The organism is Leeuwenhoekiella obamensis (assembly GCF_055391795.1).
Map to the genome: position 1 here is coordinate 1,564,916 of NZ_AP029251.1, position 20,038 is coordinate 1,584,953.

A 20,038-nucleotide genomic window follows, 5' to 3' on the forward strand; every position below is an offset into this window, starting at 1 on the left:
ATTCTTGAAAAAAATTATAGCCTTTATGCTCTGCCTCGTTGCTTACCATGCAACCGGGCAGACTGACAAAAAAAATAAACCTGCGGCGCTGCCGGAGGTTTTTATTGTTTCTACACCCATTAGCGACACGTTAAACAAACTTCCGGTTTCGGTTGCTTTGATAGACAGTGAAAAAATAGAGCGTGGCGATGTTGTTTCGATCGCAAATGAAGTGAACAAGATCCCTGGCGTGCAGATGCAGCAAGGAGCGACAAACACCAGTCGCATTGCTATTCGCGGTCTTGGGGCGCGCAGTCAGTATTCTACAAATCGTGTAAAGGCTTATTTAGACGGAATACCATTAACTACCGGTGAAGGTGAAACCACTCTAGAAGATATTGATCTTAATATGATCAATCGCATTGAGATCATTAAAGGTCCTAGCAGCAATATTTATGGATCTGGCCTCGGCGGAGCGATAAATATTCAAACTAAAAAGCCTTTAGAAGATGTTACCGGCGTTGACCTTAATTTTTCCGGCGGTTCGTACGGCTACTGGCAGCGCGGTGTAAGCGCATTCACCTCTTCTTACAAATCCTTTTTACAAGTAGGATATTATGAACTAGATAAACGTGGTTTTAGAGCAAATAGCGAGTATGACCGTAAGAATGTTTCGCTTTACGCGAAAACCAATCTCACAGAAAAAACCTCACTTTCTGCATTTGGGCTTTACACACACGTGAAGGCATACATCCCGAGTTCATTAAACGAAGATGATTTTAATAACAATCCTGAAAAGGCGGCCTTCACTTGGGGCGCTGCAAGAGGTTTTGAATCTTATGATAAAGTACTCGGCGGACTTTCATTAAAACATGATTTTTCAGCAAATACTACCTGGAAAACGAGCGTTTTTCTCAATGCAAGAGATGGCTACGAACCGCGACCATTTGACATTCTTGATGAGAATTCTTTTGCATTTGGTATTCGCAGTACATTCAACTCTGCTTTTGATCTTGTTGGCCTTCCGGCGAAAGCCAGTGCCGGCGTAGAGTATTTTGATGAGCATTATGAATTTAAACTTTTTGAAAATCTGTACCAAGAAAATGATGGTATGGGAAGTTTAGAAGGTGATGCCTTTAGTACTCAAGAACAAGACCGAAAATATTTAAACCTCTTTGCGCAAATTAATCTGCAACTCGCTCGCCGTCTTAAAGCAGAACTTGGCATGAGCTACAATCACAGTAGATACATTCTTGACGATGGCTTTAATGGAGCAAATGAAGATCGCAGCGGCGTTTATACCTATCCTAGACAATTCTTGCCTAGTGGAAGTTTAAACTATGAATTTGCCCGCAAAAAGTATTTTTACGCTACAGCAAGCCGTGGCTTCTCACTTCCTTCTGTTGCAGAGACGCTTACTCCAGAGGGACAATTAAACCCAGATCTTAAGCCAGAAACTGGCGTGAATTATGAAGCCGGTTTAAAACTGAATTGGTTAAATAATCGTCTTTACACAGAAATTGCCGCATACACCATAGATATTGAAAATCTTATTGTTGCGCAACGCATAGACAATGATCAATATGTAGGTGTAAATGCTGGGAAAACCACCCACAACGGCCTTGAATTCACTGCAAATTATTTGCATCTTGCTGGTGCCTGGACGATCAATCCGTATGGATCATTTGCGCTCACAGATCATAAATTTGATGAGTTTGTAAATGATGGTACAGATTACTCTGGTAACGAACTTACAGGTGTTGCAAAAAGCACGGTGAATCTTGGGCTTGAAGCCAAACATGATTCTGGATTAAAACTCAACGTTAACCTTAGGTCTGTGGGAGAAACTCCGTTGAACGATGCGAACACCGTATATTATGGCGGCTACGAATTAGTCAATTTTAGAGTGGATTATGGCTTTGGACTTTCAGACTTGTTAAATGGTTATGTTTTTGGCGGAGTGAACAACGTTTTTGATACAGATTATGCTTCTCAAATTCTGCCTAACGCAGTAGGTTTTGGTGGTGCCTCTCCCCGCTTCTATTATCCGGGTGAGCCTATCAATTTTTACGTGGGTATCAAGATGCAAATTCGCTAGTCCTTTTCAGCTTCAGCTTTTGCTGTTTCAAGCAGTTTTTTGAAGTTTTCACTCTCGGTGAAAAGCCTATCCAGAAGTTCAAAATAATTTGCTTCCTGCCGCAACTCTGATGGGATTTTTTGGCTATCCAGATAATCAAAGAAAAGCGTTTTATATTCTAGCGGAATAGCGAGATCATCAGTAAGAAGTGCGTCATCAAACATGTTATCTTCTTCAAAGAGTTTAGCGAAGTCTTTAAATGTACTGGGAGGTAATCTTGCTTCTTCGGCTTTCTTCTCGTCGCTTTTTAAAAGCTTGATAATTTTTATGGCAAGACCTATAAAATCTACGCCTCCTGTAATTCGCTCAGGTGTATAAAGCGACGGATTTTTTGCATAATCATCTTGAATTACCTTTTGCAGTTTTTGAGTCTCTACCACGGCGTCAAACTCTATTTCTACGATTGAATCTTGTATGCGTACTTCATCAAGTTCGTTTAGATTTTCTTTGAGTTCTATTACCCAATTCTCATTGAGGTGTTTTCTATTGATCACGATAAACTGCGAAGTGTAAAATGCCGCTGAGATCTTCAGACTATCTTCTAGATCTGCTCGTATTTCAAAAATTCCTTCTCTATCTGTTATAGCATAGCTTCCACGGGTCATGTTCTGGATCACGGCTCCGTCTACAACATCGTCGTCACCATAGATTATACCATTAAAACTTTGGGCGAAAGCCAAATGAACACACATAAATAGTGCGAGCGCTAGTAAATGTTTTTGCATATTTTGATCGGTCTATGCTAAAGACCTGTATCGCAATATGATGTTGCAAGTTATTTTACGCGCACAGGATCTGGAACAAGGATGGTATAGTCACCGCCATTGCGTATAACATCACGCACAATGCTAGATGAGATGTAACTTTTACCTGAAGATGTCAATAGGAAAACAGTCTCTATTTGTGATAGTTTTCTATTGGTGTGTGCAATGGCTTTTTCAAACTCAAAGTCGGCTGGATTGCGTAAACCTCGCAGAATAAAACCGGCGTCTTGCTCTTTACAGAAGTCTACCGTTAAACCAGAATATTTCATGACTTTAATGCTCGGTTCGTCTTTAAAGGTTGCTCTCAAGAATTCTTCGCGCTCCTCTGTTGTGAACATGTAATTCTTTGCTGCGTTGTTACCCAGCGCAAGGATCACTTCGTCAAAAAGCGTCAATCCGCGTTCTATAATATCACAGTGACCTAACGTCAATGGATCAAAACTCCCTGGAAAAACTGCTCTTTTCATGATAATCGTGTTTATGTTGTAAAGCTACTTCTTCTTTTCTACAATCGCGGCCTCTATCACATTTGTAAAAAGATCTGCTAAAGAGATCCCAGCAACTTTAGCCTGCTGTGGCACGATACTCGCCGGACTCAAGCCTGGCGTGGTGTTAACTTCTAAGAAATGCGGCTCGCCGTTATGGAAAATATATTCTGCTCTGGTGATTCCTTTTAATTTGAGAACCTTAAAGACTTTTACTGCCAATTCTTGTACAGCCTTTGTTTGCTCATCTGTGATGCGTGCAGGTGTTATTTCTTGGCTTTTGCCTAAATATTTAGCGTCATAATCAAAGAAGTCATTTTCGCTCACGATTTCAGTAACCGGCAAAGCCAGGACTTCACCATTGTAATTGATCACACCTACTGAAACTTCTGTTCCTTCCAGAAAGCTTTCAATAATGATCTCGTCGTCTTCTTTAAATGATTTTTCAACAGCCGTGGGTATGTCCTTTTCGGTGTAAACCTTAGAAACACCAAAGCTGCTCCCTGCCCTATTTGCTTTTACAAAACATGGCAAACCAACGGTCTCTGCGATTGCCTTAGCATCCACCAAATCACCTTTATTCAAGAAATAATTAGTTGCGGTCTTTACACCAAACTTCCTCAAAACACTGATGCAATCACGTTTATTGAAAGTCAATGCCGCTTGATAAAAATCGCAAGTGGTATGAGGAACGTTTACAAGATCAAAATAGGCTTGCATCTTACCATCTTCTCCCGGCGTACCATGAATGGTATTAAAAACGCAATAAAAAGAAACGATCTGATCCTCTATCATCACCGTAAAGTCGTCCTTATTCACAGGTACAGAAGTACCATCTTCAAGACGACAGATCCATCCTTCTTTAAGTATTTCAATAGCGTAAGGCTCGTATTTATCAGGATCTAGATTCTTCATTAAGGTTTTTCCGCTTAGCAGCGAAATATCAACTTCACTGGAGAAACCTCCCATGAGAACCGCTATATTTTTTTTGTGCATAGTAAAAGCCAAAATTTTGCGTTTAAAAGTACATAATTGGTCATTACCTCAATGAATGTTATTATTTTTTTGACACAAAAAATATGGCCTAATTGAGGGTAAGCTTAATTTAAGTTAAGTTTGTAGCCGTAAACAAAAAATTCATGGGTTTTATACGATTCCTGTTTAGCAAGGCATTTTTAAAACAAATAATCATCGCCTTGATCCTTATTGTCGCTTTAGTCTTCTTACTATTATTCTGGTTGAAGAGTTCTACTAATCATGATCAACGCATTGAGGTGCCTAATCTTAGTAGATTAACGCTAGATCTTGTAGATCAAGAGCTAGAGAATGCCGGTCTAAGATATAAAGTGCAGGACTCTGCAAATTACAATCCAGATTATCCCAAGTATAGCGTGATAGAGCAATCTCCTGCGGCAGGTAAATTTGTTAAGGAGAACCGCCAGATATATCTTGTTTTAAACCCATCAGACTATCGCAAGATCGAGATCCCTGATATTGTGGGTAGAACAAAAAGACAAGCAACACCTACACTTGAGGCGCTAGATTTTACCATTGGTACAATTACCTATAAGCCTTATATCGCAGAAGATGAGGTGTTAGAAATTCGTCATAAAGGCGAGAAATTAAATGCTGGAGATAGGCTTCCGCGAAAATCTGTCATCGACCTTGTTTTAGGCGATGGTAGTCAGCGCTATAATCCTAATGGCGATAATGCACCGGGAGAGGAATTTGATCCAGAAGCTGAAGACAATACAACTGAAAATACAGAAGATGCAGAATTTTAACGAGGAGAATGAACATGATCAGGATGATGAACTGTATGAGCATTACAGTTTTACTGCTGGCAAAGGTCAGGAGCCACTGCGCGTGGATAAATTCTTGATGAACTTCGTTGAAAACGCTACTCGAAACAAAATACAAAAAGCTGCAAAAAACGGTAACATCCATGTAAATGGTGAGGTCGTTAAGCAGAATTACAAAGTAAAGGCAGACGACGTAGTTAAAGTGATGTTTGAGCATCCACCATACGAGTTTTTACTTACGCCAGAGAATATTCCGTTAGACATCGTTTATGAAGACGATGACCTTCTTGTCGTTAATAAACCGGCGGGCATGGTTGTTCATCCTGGTCATGGTAATTATAGCGGTACGCTTGTAAATGCTTTAGTTCATCACTTTGAGCAGCTACCAAACAACAGTAGCGGTCGTCCAGGATTAGTGCATAGAATTGACAAAGACACTAGCGGACTTCTTGTTGTTGCAAAGACAGAAGAAGCCATGACACATCTGGCAAAGCAATTTTTCCATAAAACCAGCGAGCGCGAGTATGTTGCTATCGTTTGGGGAAATATCGCAGAAGAAGAAGGTACAGTAGAAGGTCATATAGGTCGTCACCCAAAAAACCGACTTTGGAACACCGTTTATGAAGATGGTAGCCAAGGTAAAGAAGCGGTAACGCACTTTAAAGTTATAGAGCGTCTGGGCTATGTAACGCTAGTTTCATGTAAGCTAGAAACAGGTCGTACGCATCAAATTCGTGTGCATATGAAGTATATAGGTCACACACTCTTTAATGACGAACGCTACGGTGGTGACGCGATCTTAAAAGGAACGACTTTTACAAAATACAAGCAGTTTGTAGAAAACTGTTTTAAAGTACTTCCGCGACAAGCGCTACATGCAAAAACGCTAGGCTTTGAACATCCCACAACCGGTAAATGGATGAGCTTCAACACAGACATTCCAGAAGATATGGAGCAGTGTATCGAGAAGTGGCGCAATTATGCTAAACACGCTAATAATTAAGATCTACCTCTATGTTTGATGCGATCCCCGAAGAATATAAACTCATTATCATTGTAGGTGTTCTTGCGGTTTTATGCTTTTTTGTGATGGCAAATAATCGCCGCAATCAATCCCGAATGCGAGATCGCAGAGGCAGAGATTTTAAAACCAATTATATGGAGCGTCGCAAAGAGATTGAGGAAGAAGAAAGCAAAAAAGAGTAGCATTGAAAATTTATACTAAGACAGGCGACAAAGGAACTACAGGACTCTTCGGTGGTACCAGAGTACCTAAAAACCACATTAGGATCGAGGCATACGGTACGCTTGATGAATTAAACTCTTTCATTGGTCTTATTCGCGATCAAGATATTTTCGCTGCAGCGAAAAGTGAACTTCTCAAAGTGCAACATGACCTTTTTACCGCTGGTGCCGTACTTGCTACAGACCCTGAAAAAGCCAAACTAAAAAACGGTAAAGATCGCCTGCAGATCCCACATATTACTGAAGAGGACATTACATTTTTAGAAACTGCCATAGACCGCATGGAGCAAGAATTAGAGCCAATGACGCACTTTATTCTCCCAGGCGGACACACAACTGTGTCATATTGTCACATAGCCAGAAGTGTATGTCGCAGAGCAGAACGTAACTGTGTGACCTTAAGCGAGAATGCGCCCGTAGAAGAAGTGATCATTCAATATCTCAACAGACTTTCTGACTATCTGTTTGTACTGGCACGGATGTTGACTAAAACGCTTCAGGTTAACGAAATTAAATGGATCCCTGAGAAGGAATAGTAAAAAACCATTTTAACTTCAATAATCTTTATCAAACCCTTATTTTTTAAGGACTTGGATACGTTCTTTAATTTTTTTCTAAATAATTGATAATTTATTTGGTCATTACGCTCAAAAATTTATTTTTGCAAAAAAAATAAAACGCGTAACCTATGTACTGGACTTTAGAACTAGCATCTCACTTAAGCGATGCACCTTGGCCGGCAACGAAAGATGAATTAATTGATTATGCGATCAGAACGGGAGCGCCGCTAGAGGTTGTAGAGAATCTACAGTCTATGGAAGATGAAGGCGATTCTTATGATTCAATTGATGAGATTTGGCCTGATTATCCTAGTGATGAGGATTACCTCTGGAACGAGGATGAATACTAAATAAAAGCTATACAAAAACACTATAAAAGTCTCTCTTCAGGGGCTTTTTTTTTGTTTAAATTTGAACCTATTTTATACCGAAAACATACCTAATTATGGGATTACTCGATAATGTTTTAAAAATTTTCGTCGGCGACAAAGCAAAACAAGATGTTGCTGCGATACGACCTATCGTAGATAAGATCAAAAGTTTTGAAGCTGAGCTAGAAAAGCTTTCGCATGATGCACTTAGAGCTAAGACTATAGCTTTTAAAGCTAAAATAGCTGATGCCTTAGGCGACGTTAATGCGCAAATGGCAGATCTTGAGAAAAAGGCAGATGAGACTGATGATATTGATGAGAAAGAGGACTACTACTCACAGATCGATGCATTAAAGGATGATGCATACAAGATCAGTGAAGATGTTCTTAATGAGATCATGCCAGAAGCTTTTGCTGTTGTAAAAGAAACCGCTAAGCGTTTTAAAGACAATACAGAGATCGAAGTAACTGCCAGCGCTTATGACCGTGAGCTTAGTGCAGATAAAGATTATGTTACTCTTGAAGATGACAAAGCATTCTGGGCTAATAGTTGGGATGCTGCTGGTAAGGAGGTAACTTGGGATATGGTTCATTATGACGTGCAGCTTATAGGTGGTGTCGCAATGCATCAAGGTAAGATCGCAGAAATGCAAACGGGTGAAGGTAAAACGCTGGTTGCAACGCTTCCGGTTTATCTTAATGCCCTTACGGGAAATGGTGTGCACCTCGTGACCGTTAACGACTATCTTGCTAAACGTGATAGCGCGTGGATGGCTCCTATCTTCCAGTTTCATGGTTTATCTGTAGATTGTATTGACTATCATCGTCCTAACTCGGCTTCAAGACGTAAGGCGTACAAAGCAGATATCACTTACGGTACGAATAACGAATTTGGTTTTGATTACCTAAGAGACAACATGTCTCACTCTCCTAATGATCTTGTTCAGCGTCCTCATAACTATGCGATCGTCGATGAGGTTGACTCGGTTCTTGTAGATGATGCGCGTACTCCGCTTATTATTTCTGGGCCGGTGCCAAAAGGTGATCAGCATGAGTTTGATCAACTAAAACCTTTGGTTGACAATCTTGTAAATATCCAGAGAAAACAATTGGTAGGCACTTTGGCGGAAGCCAAAAAACTAATTGCAGAAGGCGATACAAAAGAAGGAGCACTACAATTACTTAGAGTTTACAGAGGTTTACCTAAGAATAAAGCCCTTATAAAATATTTAAGTGAAGAAGGTATTAAGCAATTATTGCAAAAGACCGAAAATCACTACATGCAAGACAACAACCGTGAGATGCCTAAGGTTGATGCTGAACTTTATTTCACGATTGATGAGAAGAACAATCAAATTGAACTTACAGATAAAGGTGTTGAACACCTTTCAGGTAAGGATGATCCAGACTTCTTTGTGATGCCAGAAATAGGTATGGAGATCAGCAAGATCGATAACGCTGATTTTTCACCTGAAGAAAAAGCAGATAAAAAAGAAGAGCTTTTCCGTGATTTTAGCATCAAGAGCGAGCGTATTCACACCATGAACCAGTTGCTCAAAGCATATACTCTTTTTGAAAAAGATACTGAGTATGTGGTGATGGACAACAAGGTAATGATCGTAGATGAGCAAACAGGTCGTATCATGGATGGTCGTCGTTATAGCGATGGTTTACACCAAGCGATCGAAGCAAAAGAGAATGTGAAGATCGAAGATGCAACACAGACTTTTGCTACTGTGACGCTTCAAAATTACTTCCGTATGTATCGCAAGTTAAGTGGTATGACGGGTACTGCGGTTACTGAGGCTGGTGAATTCTGGGAGATCTATGAACTTGATGTTGTTGAGATCCCAACAAACCGTCCTATCGCACGTGATGACCGCGATGACAAAGTTTATAAAACTAAGCGCGAAAAATACAATGCGGTAATTGAAGAGGTAAGCGAACTCACAAAAGCAGGAAGACCTATTCTTATAGGTACTACTTCTGTAGAGATCTCTGAACTTTTAAGCCGTATGCTTACCCTGCGTAAGATTCAGCATAATGTGCTTAACGCGAAATTGCACAAGAAGGAAGCAGATATCGTTGCTGAAGCTGGTAAAGCTGGTCAAGTAACTATCGCTACTAACATGGCAGGTCGTGGTACAGATATTAAGTTAACTAAAGATGTAAAAGATGCTGGTGGTCTTGCGATCATTGGTACAGAGCGTCACGACTCTCGTCGTGTAGATAGACAGCTACGTGGTCGTAGTGGTCGTCAGGGAGATCCAGGTAGCTCGCAATTCTACGTATCTCTTGAGGATAACTTGATGCGTCTTTTTGGTTCTGAAAGAATGGCCAAACTTATGGACCGCATGGGACTTCAAGAAGGTGAAGTGATACAGCATGGGATGATCTCAAAATCTATTGAGCGCGCTCAGAAGAAGGTTGAAGAAAATAACTTTGGTGTACGTAAGCGTTTGCTTGAGTATGATGATGTGATGAACAATCAACGTGAGGTAATTTACAAGCGTAGATATCATGCATTGTTTGGTGAGCGTCTTCGTGTGGATATCGCGAATATGATCTACGACACATCAGAAGTGATCGTAGAAAGCAACAAAGCTTCTCAAGATTATCAGAATTTTGAGTTTGAGTTGATAAGATACTTCTCAATGCCAAGTCCGGTAGATGAGAAAGAATTTAAAGATACTAACGCACAGAAGTTAGCCGGAATCGTTTACAAAGCCGCGTTAACGCACTATCGTGAAAAGATGGAGCGCAACGCTGAGACTGCATTCCCTATCATTAGAAACGTTTATGAAAACCCAGACAGCAAGTTTGAGCGTATTGTAGTGCCGTTCTCTGATGGTAATAAAGAACTTCGCGTTGTAACAAACCTTAAAGACGCTTACGAGAGTGAAGGTAAACAACTTGTAACCGACTTTGAGAAGAACATCACACTTGCCATTATCGATGATGCGTGGAAAACGCACCTTCGCAAAATGGACGAACTTAAGAAGAGCGTTCAGCTGGCAGTTCACGAGCAGAAAGATCCTTTATTGATCTATAAGTTTGAGGCTTTTGAACTGTTTAAGGTGATGATCGAGAAGGTGAACAAAGATGTGATCTCATTCTTGTTTAAAGGTGAGCTTCCTGTTCAGGATCAAAACCAGATTCGCGAAGCACGCCAGTCGCAACGTCCTAAAGAGAAGACCGAAACTTCTAAAGAAGAAATTCAGAATCTTGATGAGCGCGCTGCACAAAGCCGTGCTGCAGGACAACGCACACAGCCACAGCAAGCGATCACAGAAACCATCACTCGCGATAAGCCAAAAATAGGCCGTAACGATAAAGTTACCATAAAGCATGTGATGAATGGTGAGAACAAAACTATGAAGTACAAGCAAGCCATCCCGTTGATCGATAAAGGAGAATGGGTAATTGTAGAAGACTAAGTTTTTAAAACACATTTTAAAGCCTCTAAAACAACCGTTTTAGAGGCTTTTTTTATTACTTTTCATATCGCTTTCGCGAAAAGTTCAAATACTCAATCCATTCACATGAATCCAGACGTTGATAATTATCTAGAGCGCATAAACACGTGGCAAGAAGAACTTAAGTTGCTACGACAGATCATTCTAGATTGTGGCCTTACGGAAGAATACAAATGGAAATCTCCATGCTACACCATTAACAGAAAGAATGTACTTCTACTTCATAATTTTAAAGACTATTGCGCCATCGGTTTTTTTAAAGGCGCGCTGCTCAAAGACACAGACAAAATATTAGAAAAACCAGGCGATAACAGCAACTCAAGCCGACTCATAAAATTCACAGCTGCTGAAGATATCAAGCAAGAGAAGGACATCATTAAGTCTTACATTTTTCAAGCAGTAGACGTTGAAAAAGCAGGATTAAAAGTCAAAGTAAAAAAAGTCTCAGATTATGAATTTCCTGAAGAATTACAGGCAAAAATAGATAGCGACATAACTTTTAAAGAAGCTTTTGAATCGCTCACCCCGGGAAGACAAAAAGGATATATCTTGTTTATTTCAGGAGCAAAACAAGCCAAGACCAGAGCAAGCCGAGTAGAAAAATACGTAGATCGCATTCTGGCAGGTCATGGTATTCATGATTGCACCTGCGGACTTTCAAAACGCTACCCTACTTGCGATGGCTCGCATAAGAATTTAAAATAGATCGGGTGAAGCATCTTTTCGCTACAGCGAAAAGAAATCAATATCTTTAAGCATAAATCCACAAATTTATGTCTTCCATACGACCATACATTCTCGCAGAAACAAACTGGAAAGCCCTTAAAGATGAAAAAATAGAGTTGGCCATCTTACCTTGGGGCGCCACAGAAGCGCACAATTACCATCTCCCCTACGCTACTGACATTTATGAAGCAGACGGCGTCGCAGCAGAATCTGCGAAAAAGGCTTGGGAAAAAGGAGCTAAAGTCATGGTTTTACCTACGATGCCCTTTGGGGTGAATACGGGACAAAGCGACATCTATCTCGACATCAATCTTAATCCTAGCACACAACTTAAGATCCTTGAAGATATTGCAACGGTTCTCAACAGGCAAGGCATTAAAAAACTGATGATCCTTAACAGTCATGGCGGTAACAATTTTAAACCGCTGGTTAGAGAACTTGGCTTAAAATTCCCAGATATGTTCGTGTGTTTTACATTCTGGCCGCAAACACTAGACCGCTCAAAATACTTTGAAAATCCAGGCGATCACGCTGATGAGATGGAAACGAGTATGATCATGCATCTACAGCCACATTTGGTTTTAGACAAAGAACATTGGGGATCTGGGAAAGACAAAAAATTTAAGATCAGCGCATTTAAAGAAGGCTGGGCCTGGGCAGAACGCAAATGGTCGCAGGTATCAGAAGATACAGGAATAGGCGATCCCAAGGCGGCTTCTGCAGAAAAAGGAAAGAAATTCTTTGACGATGTTACCACCGCAATGGGCGATTTAATGCAAGAACTTTGTGAAGCAAATCTTGATGAAATGTACGAATAGGCGACAAATCCCTTATATTTGTTGGTCAAACCTTTTTAGCAAAAGCTAACTTCAACTATGAGTGCCATTTACAGTACAATTTCTGGTAGCGGAAGCTACATCCCAAAAAATATAATCAAGAATAAGGCCTTTCTTATTAAAGAATTTTATGGCACGGGGGCCAAAAAACTTGACAAAGACAATCAAGAGATCATTGATAAATTTCTTGAAATTACCACCATTGCAGAGCGACGTTATGCAAGCGATAGCTATGTCACTTCAGACATTGCTGCTTTTGCAGGTGCCGCAGCAATTGAAAATGCAGGCATTGATAAAGAAACGCTAGATCATATCATCGTTGCACATAATTTTGGTGATGTAAAAAGCGACAACAATCGTTCTGATATTGTTCCTAGTCTTGCGGCTAGAGTAAAACACAAGTTGAAGATCGAGAATCCTGAGTGTGTTGCTTATGATGTGACCTTTGGCTGTCCCGGTTGGTTACAAGGTGTAATTCAGGCAGATTATTATATAAAATCTGGAGATGCAAAACGAGTGCTTGTCATCGGCGCAGAAATTCTTTCAAGAGTTTATGATCCGCATGATCGCGATGGTATGATCTATTCTGACGGTGCTGGTGCTGTAATCCTTCAAGCTGAAGAATCAGATGGTCGCAGCGGGATTTTGGCGCACAAAACCAGATCAGACACTTTCATGCATTCTAAAATGCTTTTCATGGGTTGTTCATACAACACCACCGAAGAGAATAAAGACGACATCTATCTTAAAATGCATGGTCGCAAGCTGTATCAATATGCGCTAGAACACGTACCACAAGCCATAAAATCATGCCTTGAAAAAAGCGGTGTTCATCTTAGCGAGATCAAAAAAGTATTGATCCACCAGGCTAATGGTAAAATGGACGATGCGATCTTGAGAAGGCTATATGATCTTTATGAGATCAAAGATATTCCAGAAGGCGTGATGCCAATGACGATCTCATGGCTCGGCAACTCTTCTGTGGCGACCTTGCCTACTCTTTATGATCTTATTTCAAAAAATGAAATGGAAAATCAGCAGTTCAACGAGGGCGATCTTATCCTTTTTGCATCTGTGGGTGCCGGCATGAATATCAACGCCGCTGTTTATAAGGTTTAGGTTGGTTTTTATTTGGCTTAAAGCCAAAAACGATCTGCTTGAGTTATGTTTAGATCACTGCTAATAGTCATTTTTGCTATCTTAATTTCCGGTTGCGAAACCGAAGATATCGAACAAGATAAAACACGATCTGGCTTTTCTACGCAAGCAGATAAAATTCTTTACAACGGCGAAGCTGTTACTTTAAACGGTGTAAACTCTTTACAAACTTTCGGGTTGATGCAAGCTGATCTTTACACAGCTTGGAACGTTAAGATCAGTAGAGAATTTATTGGGAATTTGAAGGAACAACCCATTACCGGCGACGCCATTCTATCTTCTCAGAACAAATGGCTACATAGCCTAGAAAAGATCGTTGCTCACAATCGCAGCTTAGGTATGGTGACGATTTTATGTCCTTTTGGTTGGGTAAATAACGCTGGCGAACAAATTCTTTTCACAGGTCTCAATCCTTCTGCACAAGCCTTTTTTGATGAATATTTAATTAAAATGCGTGCTATCGCTGAGCATTTTAAGGGGCAAGACGACGTCTGGATCGAAGTATGGAATGAACCCTATTCTTGGACAAACGGCAACAGCTATTCACACGAGTTGTGGTTGTCTGATATACGATTGATGGTAAGTAATCTGCGAAACATTGCTGGTTTTGATAACATAATTCTAGTTCCAGGAAATGCACAGGGACAAAGTGAAGAGGTTTTATTTGAACAGGCTTCCCAACTTCAGGCTGAATTTTCTAATCTACTTTTTGATCTTCACGCTTATGAAAAATGGCTTCTTGATAATTCTCAACTAGAAATTGAAAATAGGCTTACAAAGATTCAAGATGCAAAGATCCCGGTGATCTTTGGTGAAATTGGCGTAATAAATAGTAGCGGATTAATGCCTGTGGAGCACTTTTTAGCTGCAGCCAAAAAATTAAATATCTCCGTTCTTGCATGGGTTTTTAATGCGAATAGCGATGATCAAAATGCGCTTTTAAACAACGATCTCCTCCCTAATGAGAACAACAATCTATTCTGGGGAACGACTTTTAAATCTTACCTAAGCAACTAATAAACAGCGCGATTTACAACCTCTAAAAATTGTTATAACTTTAGAGTTTAAGAAATCAAACTATGCCCGAAATACAAATACGTCGCGTTAGAAAAAGTGACACCGAATTTATAATGCGATTACTTCCAAGCCTTGCAGATCCTGAACTTCCGCACTGGAGAGATCCTAAGGTGATGCTAGATATTGACAAAAAGATCCTTAAAGCCGAGATTGAAGAAGGCAACAAAGATAACGCCATTTACATCGCAGAAGAAGGCGACCAGCAACTGGGTTTTATATTTCTGGAAGTTGGTACAGATTATTATCATCCTGAGCCACACGGCCACATCGCAGACATTATCGTTTCGCCTGATGCTCGCGGCAAAGGCATCGGTAAAATGCTCATGAGCAAAGCAGAAGAATGGACTAAAGAAAATGGATATTCTTTACTCACGCTCAATGTTTTCAATGATAACGATAAGGCGCGAAGTCTTTATTCGTCGCTAGGTTTTAAACCAGATATGACGAAGTATGGCAAGACTTTATAGCTGTAGAAAATAGTTTTTTGGCTTTAAGCCAAATAAAAAAACCTCCCACTAAAGGAGGTTTTATTTTTATATGATGATCGGGTTTACCAATCGAACTTATACGTCGCTCCAGCAATAACCTGAATGCCTTGAACTGGGAAATTCATCCAGCGCTCATAGTTGTTATTAAGTAAATTATTACCTCTCGCAAATACGCTTAATTGATCATTAAAGCGATATCCTAAATGCACGTTTGCATCAAAATAACTTTCAAGGGTTTTTGTGTACGGAAAAGAATTTATACCTGGACCCACAATATTGAATTCGTCCATTCTTTCGCCTACATAAAATAATTGTACACCGCCGAACCAATGTTCTGTAGCTTGATAATCTGCAAAGAATGATGCTTTAAACGTTGGTAAATTCCATGCTTCTGCTTCGTTTGTGGTGTCATAAGTAAAGGCCTCACCATTTACACGTAACTTAAGATTACTCAAGTCATAATTAAGTTCACCGAATACAGAAAAGGTCTCCACATCATCAAACACAACATTAAAACTGTTCCCAAATTGATAACCCTCATTGCCTTGGCTACCCGTGCCATTATCATAACGCGGATTGTATTTGTAAAGCGTTCTGTTATTTTGAGCGATGTAGCTACCTCTTAAATTATAGCTCAGGTTGCTGCTTAGTTTACCTTTAATTCCCAAGTATGCATCATACTGCTGATCTGTAGGTTTTATACTGTCTATCGTAGGAGATATAAACGGATTCTCTTTTGCAAGATCTCTATACGTGTTTTGCTGTAATTCTCCTTCTACACCTGCATAAGCGATAAAATATTCATCTACTACTCTATAAGACGCATTGGCTTTAGGGTACAGATAAAAGTTGGTTTCGCTTTTCTCGCCGTCCATATTCATCGCTGCAGAAACACCAAGATTTAAGGTAAGATCATCACGCAAGATCTGTAAACTAGGATTTGCAGAAACGTTAAGATGACTATACGCGATCTCTTGAGAGTTTGCATAATTACGGTCAAAACTTCCATTGACGTAGTCTAACTTAAGATCTAAGAAAAGATGTTCATCTGTAATGTCAAAGTTAATACGCGGTGCAACAATTGCTCTTAATTCACTGCTGCTAAAAGAATCACCAAAGTATTGGATATTTGCATTACCGCCTTCAAAGAAACCTTCATTAATATCTAGATTACCGCTTAAAGCCGCGCCGTAGAAACTATGTCCTGGCTCAATAAGTTTAAAAACTTCTGGATCTACAAGCGTTTCATTATCTATACCATACCAGTTGTAATAGCCGTGCTCAACATCCAGATCTGTGCGCCAGTTAAGATCACGATCATAAGAACTGTAATTTAAGTTAAGATCTGAGTCGTAAAATTGATCATCAAGATCCACACCTTCTATTTGTCCCTGGCTAGAATTATGATTCAAATAGATCCCAAAATTCTTATTTCTATCGATCTCAAAATTTGAATAAAACTCTGCCAAAATGCTGCTATACGTACCAAAACCTAACGTCACATAATTATCATACAACTTCACCGGTTTTGCTTTTTCTACCTCAGCCGCTTGCCCTTTTTCTGGTGTAAACGTTGAAGCCACAGGCACAGAGTAAATGCCATAAGTCACTTTCTTTTTGGCCGTATTCACAGAGTCATTAAGCTGCGGAGTAGATTTTACTTTAAACGCCTCACCTATTTCTGGCGTATACGGTTTTACAACGTTCACAACTTCGGTACCTAAGTTCTCCTCTTCATCCTGAGCAAAGCCAGAAAACGCAGTTAGGAACATTCCGCTTAATAACAATATATATTTTACTTTCTTGAACATATTTTCGGTAATAACTGGTAGGTCAATAATTGTTTTTTTGTTCTTTTCGCTTTAAGCGAAAAAATCTATGCCCGGATTAATTTTCTTCTATTGATGAATTTGTTCTTGCTTCTTCTGCCTTTATCCTTGCAAGTTCTTGCTTAGCCTCTGCAGTAACTTCTGGGAAGTCAGCAAAATTCTTAATCACATTCTCTAAGATATATGTGGCTTGGTAAGCATCTTTAAGCGCATAGAAATTCTTAGACATTAAGATCAAACCTTTAGCGCCATACAGCTTGTAGCCGCTATAATCTTTTGCCAATTTTTGCACAGACTCATTAGAGCCTTTGTAATCTGCCGCTTTGTTTTTAAAGTATGCGTCGTAGTATAACGCTTCAGCCGCAAGTTCGCCAGTAGCGATCTTCATCACCTCAGCATACGCTTGTTTTGCGCGCGGCTCATTGTTAGTTTTCATTGCGCTACGAGCAATGATTACCTGTGCGTCGCTTTTTACTTTGTTATCAATTTTGGCATTCGCCAAAACCTTCTCTGCATAATTCACTGCTTTGTCATACTTCTTTAACTCGTAGTAAGACTTCATCAAGTTACTTTGCGCAAAAATGATGTTCTGTGGAATATCAGCTTCTGCTTCCAGACGTTGAAGCAATGGCGCTGCAGCAGTATAATTTCTATTAGATAATTGTATCTGACCTAGACGCGCTAGAGCTTCTTCTGTGAATTCACTGCGTTCTTTATCTATCACAAATTGATAATGCGGTGTACTTTTATCAAACTGCTCTTTTGCATAATATAGTTGACCCAATCTAAAGTGAGCTTCAAGCGCACGTTGACCGGTAGGGTAATCTCTTAAGTATTTTTCATATTGTGTGATCGCTGCACCGCTATCGCCATCTACAAAGTTCTTCTCAGCAGAAGCGTAAGCCGCATCATCCAACTCAGAATCTTCTACAGAAACGTAATCTAAGTCATTTGCCCAGCGACCGTATTCATCTACTTTGCCCATGTCTATGTAGATCAATTTTGCAGAAGCCACCGCTTGAACGCCTTCTGGAGTTCCTGGGTATTCTTCTGCTACGCGCTTAAACAGGTTAAGAGCATCTTGACTTCTTGTTGTATTATCGTAGATCAACGCTTTTTTAAGCATTGCCTTTGCCACAAACTTACTGTTAGGTATCGTACGAATTAATTTATCATAAGCAGCAAGTGCGTCATTATTTCGCTGCAGCGAAACGTACGTATTCCCAAGCTCATAAAGCGCATCGTCTTTATAACTGCTGTCTGGAAAATCACTATCAAAGTTTCTTAGATTTTCGATCTTCTGATTGTTACGATCCACAAAACCATAACTTATCGCCTTTTTAAAAGTAGCGTATGCTCTATCTGAAGTTCCGCTAGAAACAGCAGCATTATACGCTTCCATCGCAGGCCAATATTTACTGCTTATAAAATAGCTATCTCCTAAACGCATGTAAGCATCTGGTAAACGCACCTCATCATCAGGATTAGATTTTACATATTTATCAAAGTAGTTTGCAGCTTCTTCATAATTCTTTTTCTGGAAGTAAGTGTAAGCGATATTATAGTTCACCTCCTTTTGCTCAGGTAAATTCTTAGCCGCCGCATTCTGACTGAATTGCTTATACGTCAACACAGCATCTTCATAACGGTTAAGGCTGTACTCGCTCTCTGCCTTCCAGTAAAGCGCACGAGCGGTAAAGTCTGGCGTGCGTGGCTCGCTTAAACTTTTATCAAAATTTGTGATCGCTTCTGCATAATTACCTTCGTTATATAATTCTATACCTCTGTAAAAAGCAACTTTTTGGTAAGCGACTTTATCATTAAAGTTTCTATTGTTTTCAAGCAATTGCATTGCCTGCGCATAATTCTTAGATGTGATATAACTATCTATTAAAAGTGCTTCTAGATCTTGTCTCTTAGGAGAATCTGGATAAGAATCAAGATAGTTTACAATTACGGTTGGCGTTGGCTCATAAGCATTACCTATTTCATAACTAAGCTTTGCATAGTTCAAACCGCTATCTTCTTTGATCTTTGGCTCAAAGTCCATTTGATATGCGTTTCTAAACGCATTAAGAGCTTCTTGCTTGCGGTCTGTTTGTAAGTAGGCATCCGCCAAATGATAAAAAGCATTTTGCGCCGCACTATTTTTACCACCAATGATCTTGTTAAACTCATTGATCGCTGACTCATAATCGCCTTGCTTATAATACGCATATCCTAACTGATAGTAATCATTGTTAGTCCAGCGACCACGTTTACCACGATATTTCTTTAAATATGGAAGCGCTTCATCAAACTGCCCCATATTAAAATAACTTTCACCAATGATCTTATTGATCTCACTCGCTTCTTGCGGAGTTGCAGATGATAATTGTTCTTTACCCAGCTTGATCGCTTCATCAAAATTTCCTTGCTTGAAGTTAAGATCAGCTTTAAAATACGTTAAGTCTTCTTTATTACCGCCCTCTGCCTCTACTTGATTAAAAAACTCTGTCGCTTTCTCATAATCATCATTCTCATAAGCGATAAAACCTTCATAGTATTTTGCCTGCTCACCAAATTCTGGAGAATGGATCACACGATCAAAATACACTTTAGCTTGCTCTGGTTGACGTGTTCTTAAATGCACATAACCCATATTGAAGTTATAGCGATCAAGTTCTCGCCAGTTTAGACTTCCTAGATCAACTTTTTCATACCAGCGTTTTGCATTAGGGTAACGCGCATTTTCAAAATAATAATCGGCTACATCTTTGTAAGCTGAGTTACGCTTTGTACTTGTGGGGTAATCATCCACAAATTCTTGCATTTTTTGATCAGCTCCCGCTTGATTTAAACGCACTGCCGCATTAGCAACATAGTATGCGCAATCACCTTCTATCGTGGGATCATTAGTTGAGTTTTTTACTTCCTCAAAAAGTGTTTGAGAAGCTAAATATTGCTTGCTATTATAAAGAGATAACGCCTTGTTAAACTTCACAAGATCATTAGTATAAGCAGCAGATTTTTGACCATATATGGTAGGGAAAGTCAACATTCCCAGTAAGCAAAAGAATAAAATTTTATGACGCATACGGCGAAATTTAATGTCTGGTTTAGCGG

At 39.7% G+C, this 20,038-nt stretch carries 17 protein-coding genes; 12 read left to right on the forward strand and 5 right to left on the reverse strand.

Annotated features, from left to right (window positions below; translation table 11 throughout):
* Positions 1–4: 4 nt before the first annotated feature.
* Positions 5–2,077 (forward strand): TonB-dependent receptor family protein, encoded by a 2,073-nt coding sequence (locus ACZ5L8_RS06965; RefSeq protein ID WP_464440539.1) that lies wholly within the window; start codon positions 5–7, stop codon positions 2,075–2,077.
* On the opposite strand, the gene ACZ5L8_RS06970 is transcribed toward ACZ5L8_RS06965, so the two are convergent.
* From ACZ5L8_RS06970 to ACZ5L8_RS06980, 3 genes are read right to left on the reverse strand one after another with little or no spacing between them, the layout of a single operon-like run.
* Positions 2,074–2,841 carry a peptidase associated/transthyretin-like domain-containing protein gene (locus tag ACZ5L8_RS06970; RefSeq protein ID WP_464440540.1) on the reverse strand — a complete coding sequence of 256 codons (768 nt, stop codon included), beginning with the start codon at positions 2,839–2,841 and terminating at the stop codon, positions 2,074–2,076. The genes ACZ5L8_RS06965 and ACZ5L8_RS06970 overlap by 4 nt on opposite strands.
* 50 nt (positions 2,842–2,891) lie before the next feature.
* Entirely contained in the window at positions 2,892–3,347 is a 456-nt protein-coding gene (gene coaD, locus ACZ5L8_RS06975; RefSeq protein WP_464440541.1) for a pantetheine-phosphate adenylyltransferase, read from the reverse strand.
* Between the two features lie 24 nt (positions 3,348–3,371).
* Positions 3,372–4,361, reverse strand: a complete 990-nt coding sequence (locus ACZ5L8_RS06980) for a D-alanine--D-alanine ligase (RefSeq protein WP_464440542.1) — start codon at positions 4,359–4,361, stop codon at positions 3,372–3,374.
* A gap of 143 nt (positions 4,362–4,504) precedes the next feature.
* On the opposite strand from ACZ5L8_RS06980, the gene ACZ5L8_RS06985 reads away from it, so the two are divergent.
* The 11 genes from ACZ5L8_RS06985 (at position 4,505) to ACZ5L8_RS07035 (ending at position 15,083) form a co-directional block, all read left to right on the forward strand.
* Positions 4,505–5,149 carry a PASTA domain-containing protein gene (locus tag ACZ5L8_RS06985; protein ID WP_464440543.1) on the forward strand — a complete coding sequence of 215 codons (645 nt, stop codon included), beginning with the start codon at positions 4,505–4,507 and terminating at the stop codon, positions 5,147–5,149.
* Complete coding sequence (locus ACZ5L8_RS06990) at positions 5,136–6,170, forward strand: RluA family pseudouridine synthase (RefSeq protein ID WP_464440544.1); 1,035 nt, start codon at positions 5,136–5,138, stop codon at positions 6,168–6,170. The genes ACZ5L8_RS06985 and ACZ5L8_RS06990 overlap by 14 nt, the downstream gene beginning before the upstream one ends.
* An 11-nt stretch (positions 6,171–6,181) precedes the next feature.
* Positions 6,182–6,373, forward strand: a complete 192-nt coding sequence (locus ACZ5L8_RS06995) for a hypothetical protein (RefSeq protein ID WP_464440545.1) — start codon at positions 6,182–6,184, stop codon at positions 6,371–6,373.
* 2 nt (positions 6,374–6,375) lie between these two features.
* Positions 6,376–6,948, forward strand: a complete 573-nt coding sequence (locus ACZ5L8_RS07000; RefSeq protein WP_464440546.1) for a cob(I)yrinic acid a,c-diamide adenosyltransferase — start codon at positions 6,376–6,378, stop codon at positions 6,946–6,948.
* A 152-nt stretch (positions 6,949–7,100) separates the two neighbouring features.
* Positions 7,101–7,322, forward strand: a complete 222-nt coding sequence (locus ACZ5L8_RS07005) for a DUF2795 domain-containing protein (RefSeq protein ID WP_462598095.1) — start codon at positions 7,101–7,103, stop codon at positions 7,320–7,322.
* Between the two features lie 95 nt (positions 7,323–7,417).
* Positions 7,418–10,780, forward strand: a complete 3,363-nt coding sequence (gene secA / locus ACZ5L8_RS07010; protein ID WP_464440547.1) for a preprotein translocase subunit SecA — start codon at positions 7,418–7,420, stop codon at positions 10,778–10,780.
* A 105-nt stretch (positions 10,781–10,885) separates the two neighbouring features.
* Complete coding sequence (locus ACZ5L8_RS07015; RefSeq protein ID WP_464440548.1) at positions 10,886–11,524, forward strand: YdeI/OmpD-associated family protein; 639 nt, start codon at positions 10,886–10,888, stop codon at positions 11,522–11,524.
* A 68-nt stretch (positions 11,525–11,592) separates the two neighbouring features.
* Complete coding sequence (locus tag ACZ5L8_RS07020) at positions 11,593–12,363, forward strand: creatininase family protein (RefSeq protein WP_464440549.1); 771 nt, start codon at positions 11,593–11,595, stop codon at positions 12,361–12,363.
* A 57-nt stretch (positions 12,364–12,420) separates the two neighbouring features.
* The gene (locus tag ACZ5L8_RS07025) at positions 12,421–13,500 is read left to right on the forward strand and encodes a 3-oxoacyl-ACP synthase III family protein (RefSeq protein ID WP_464440550.1); all 1,080 of its coding nucleotides are present in this window, start codon (positions 12,421–12,423) and stop codon (positions 13,498–13,500) included.
* Positions 13,501–13,545: 45 nt separating this feature from the next.
* The gene (locus tag ACZ5L8_RS07030; protein ID WP_464440551.1) at positions 13,546–14,556 is read left to right on the forward strand and encodes a cellulase family glycosylhydrolase; all 1,011 of its coding nucleotides are present in this window, start codon (positions 13,546–13,548) and stop codon (positions 14,554–14,556) included.
* 62 nt (positions 14,557–14,618) lie between these two features.
* Positions 14,619–15,083 (forward strand): GNAT family N-acetyltransferase, encoded by a 465-nt coding sequence (locus ACZ5L8_RS07035; RefSeq protein WP_462598090.1) that lies wholly within the window; start codon positions 14,619–14,621, stop codon positions 15,081–15,083.
* Between the two features lie 83 nt (positions 15,084–15,166).
* On the opposite strand, the gene ACZ5L8_RS07040 is transcribed toward ACZ5L8_RS07035, so the two are convergent.
* On the reverse strand, positions 15,167–16,915 hold the full coding sequence (locus ACZ5L8_RS07040) for a TonB-dependent receptor (protein ID WP_464440552.1): 1,749 nt from the start codon (positions 16,913–16,915) through the stop codon (positions 15,167–15,169).
* Positions 16,916–16,991: 76 nt separating this feature from the next.
* Positions 16,992–20,009, reverse strand: coding sequence for a tetratricopeptide repeat protein (locus ACZ5L8_RS07045; RefSeq protein WP_464440553.1), 3,018 nt, complete (start codon positions 20,007–20,009; stop codon positions 16,992–16,994).
* Between the last annotated feature and the right edge of the window lie 29 nt (positions 20,010–20,038).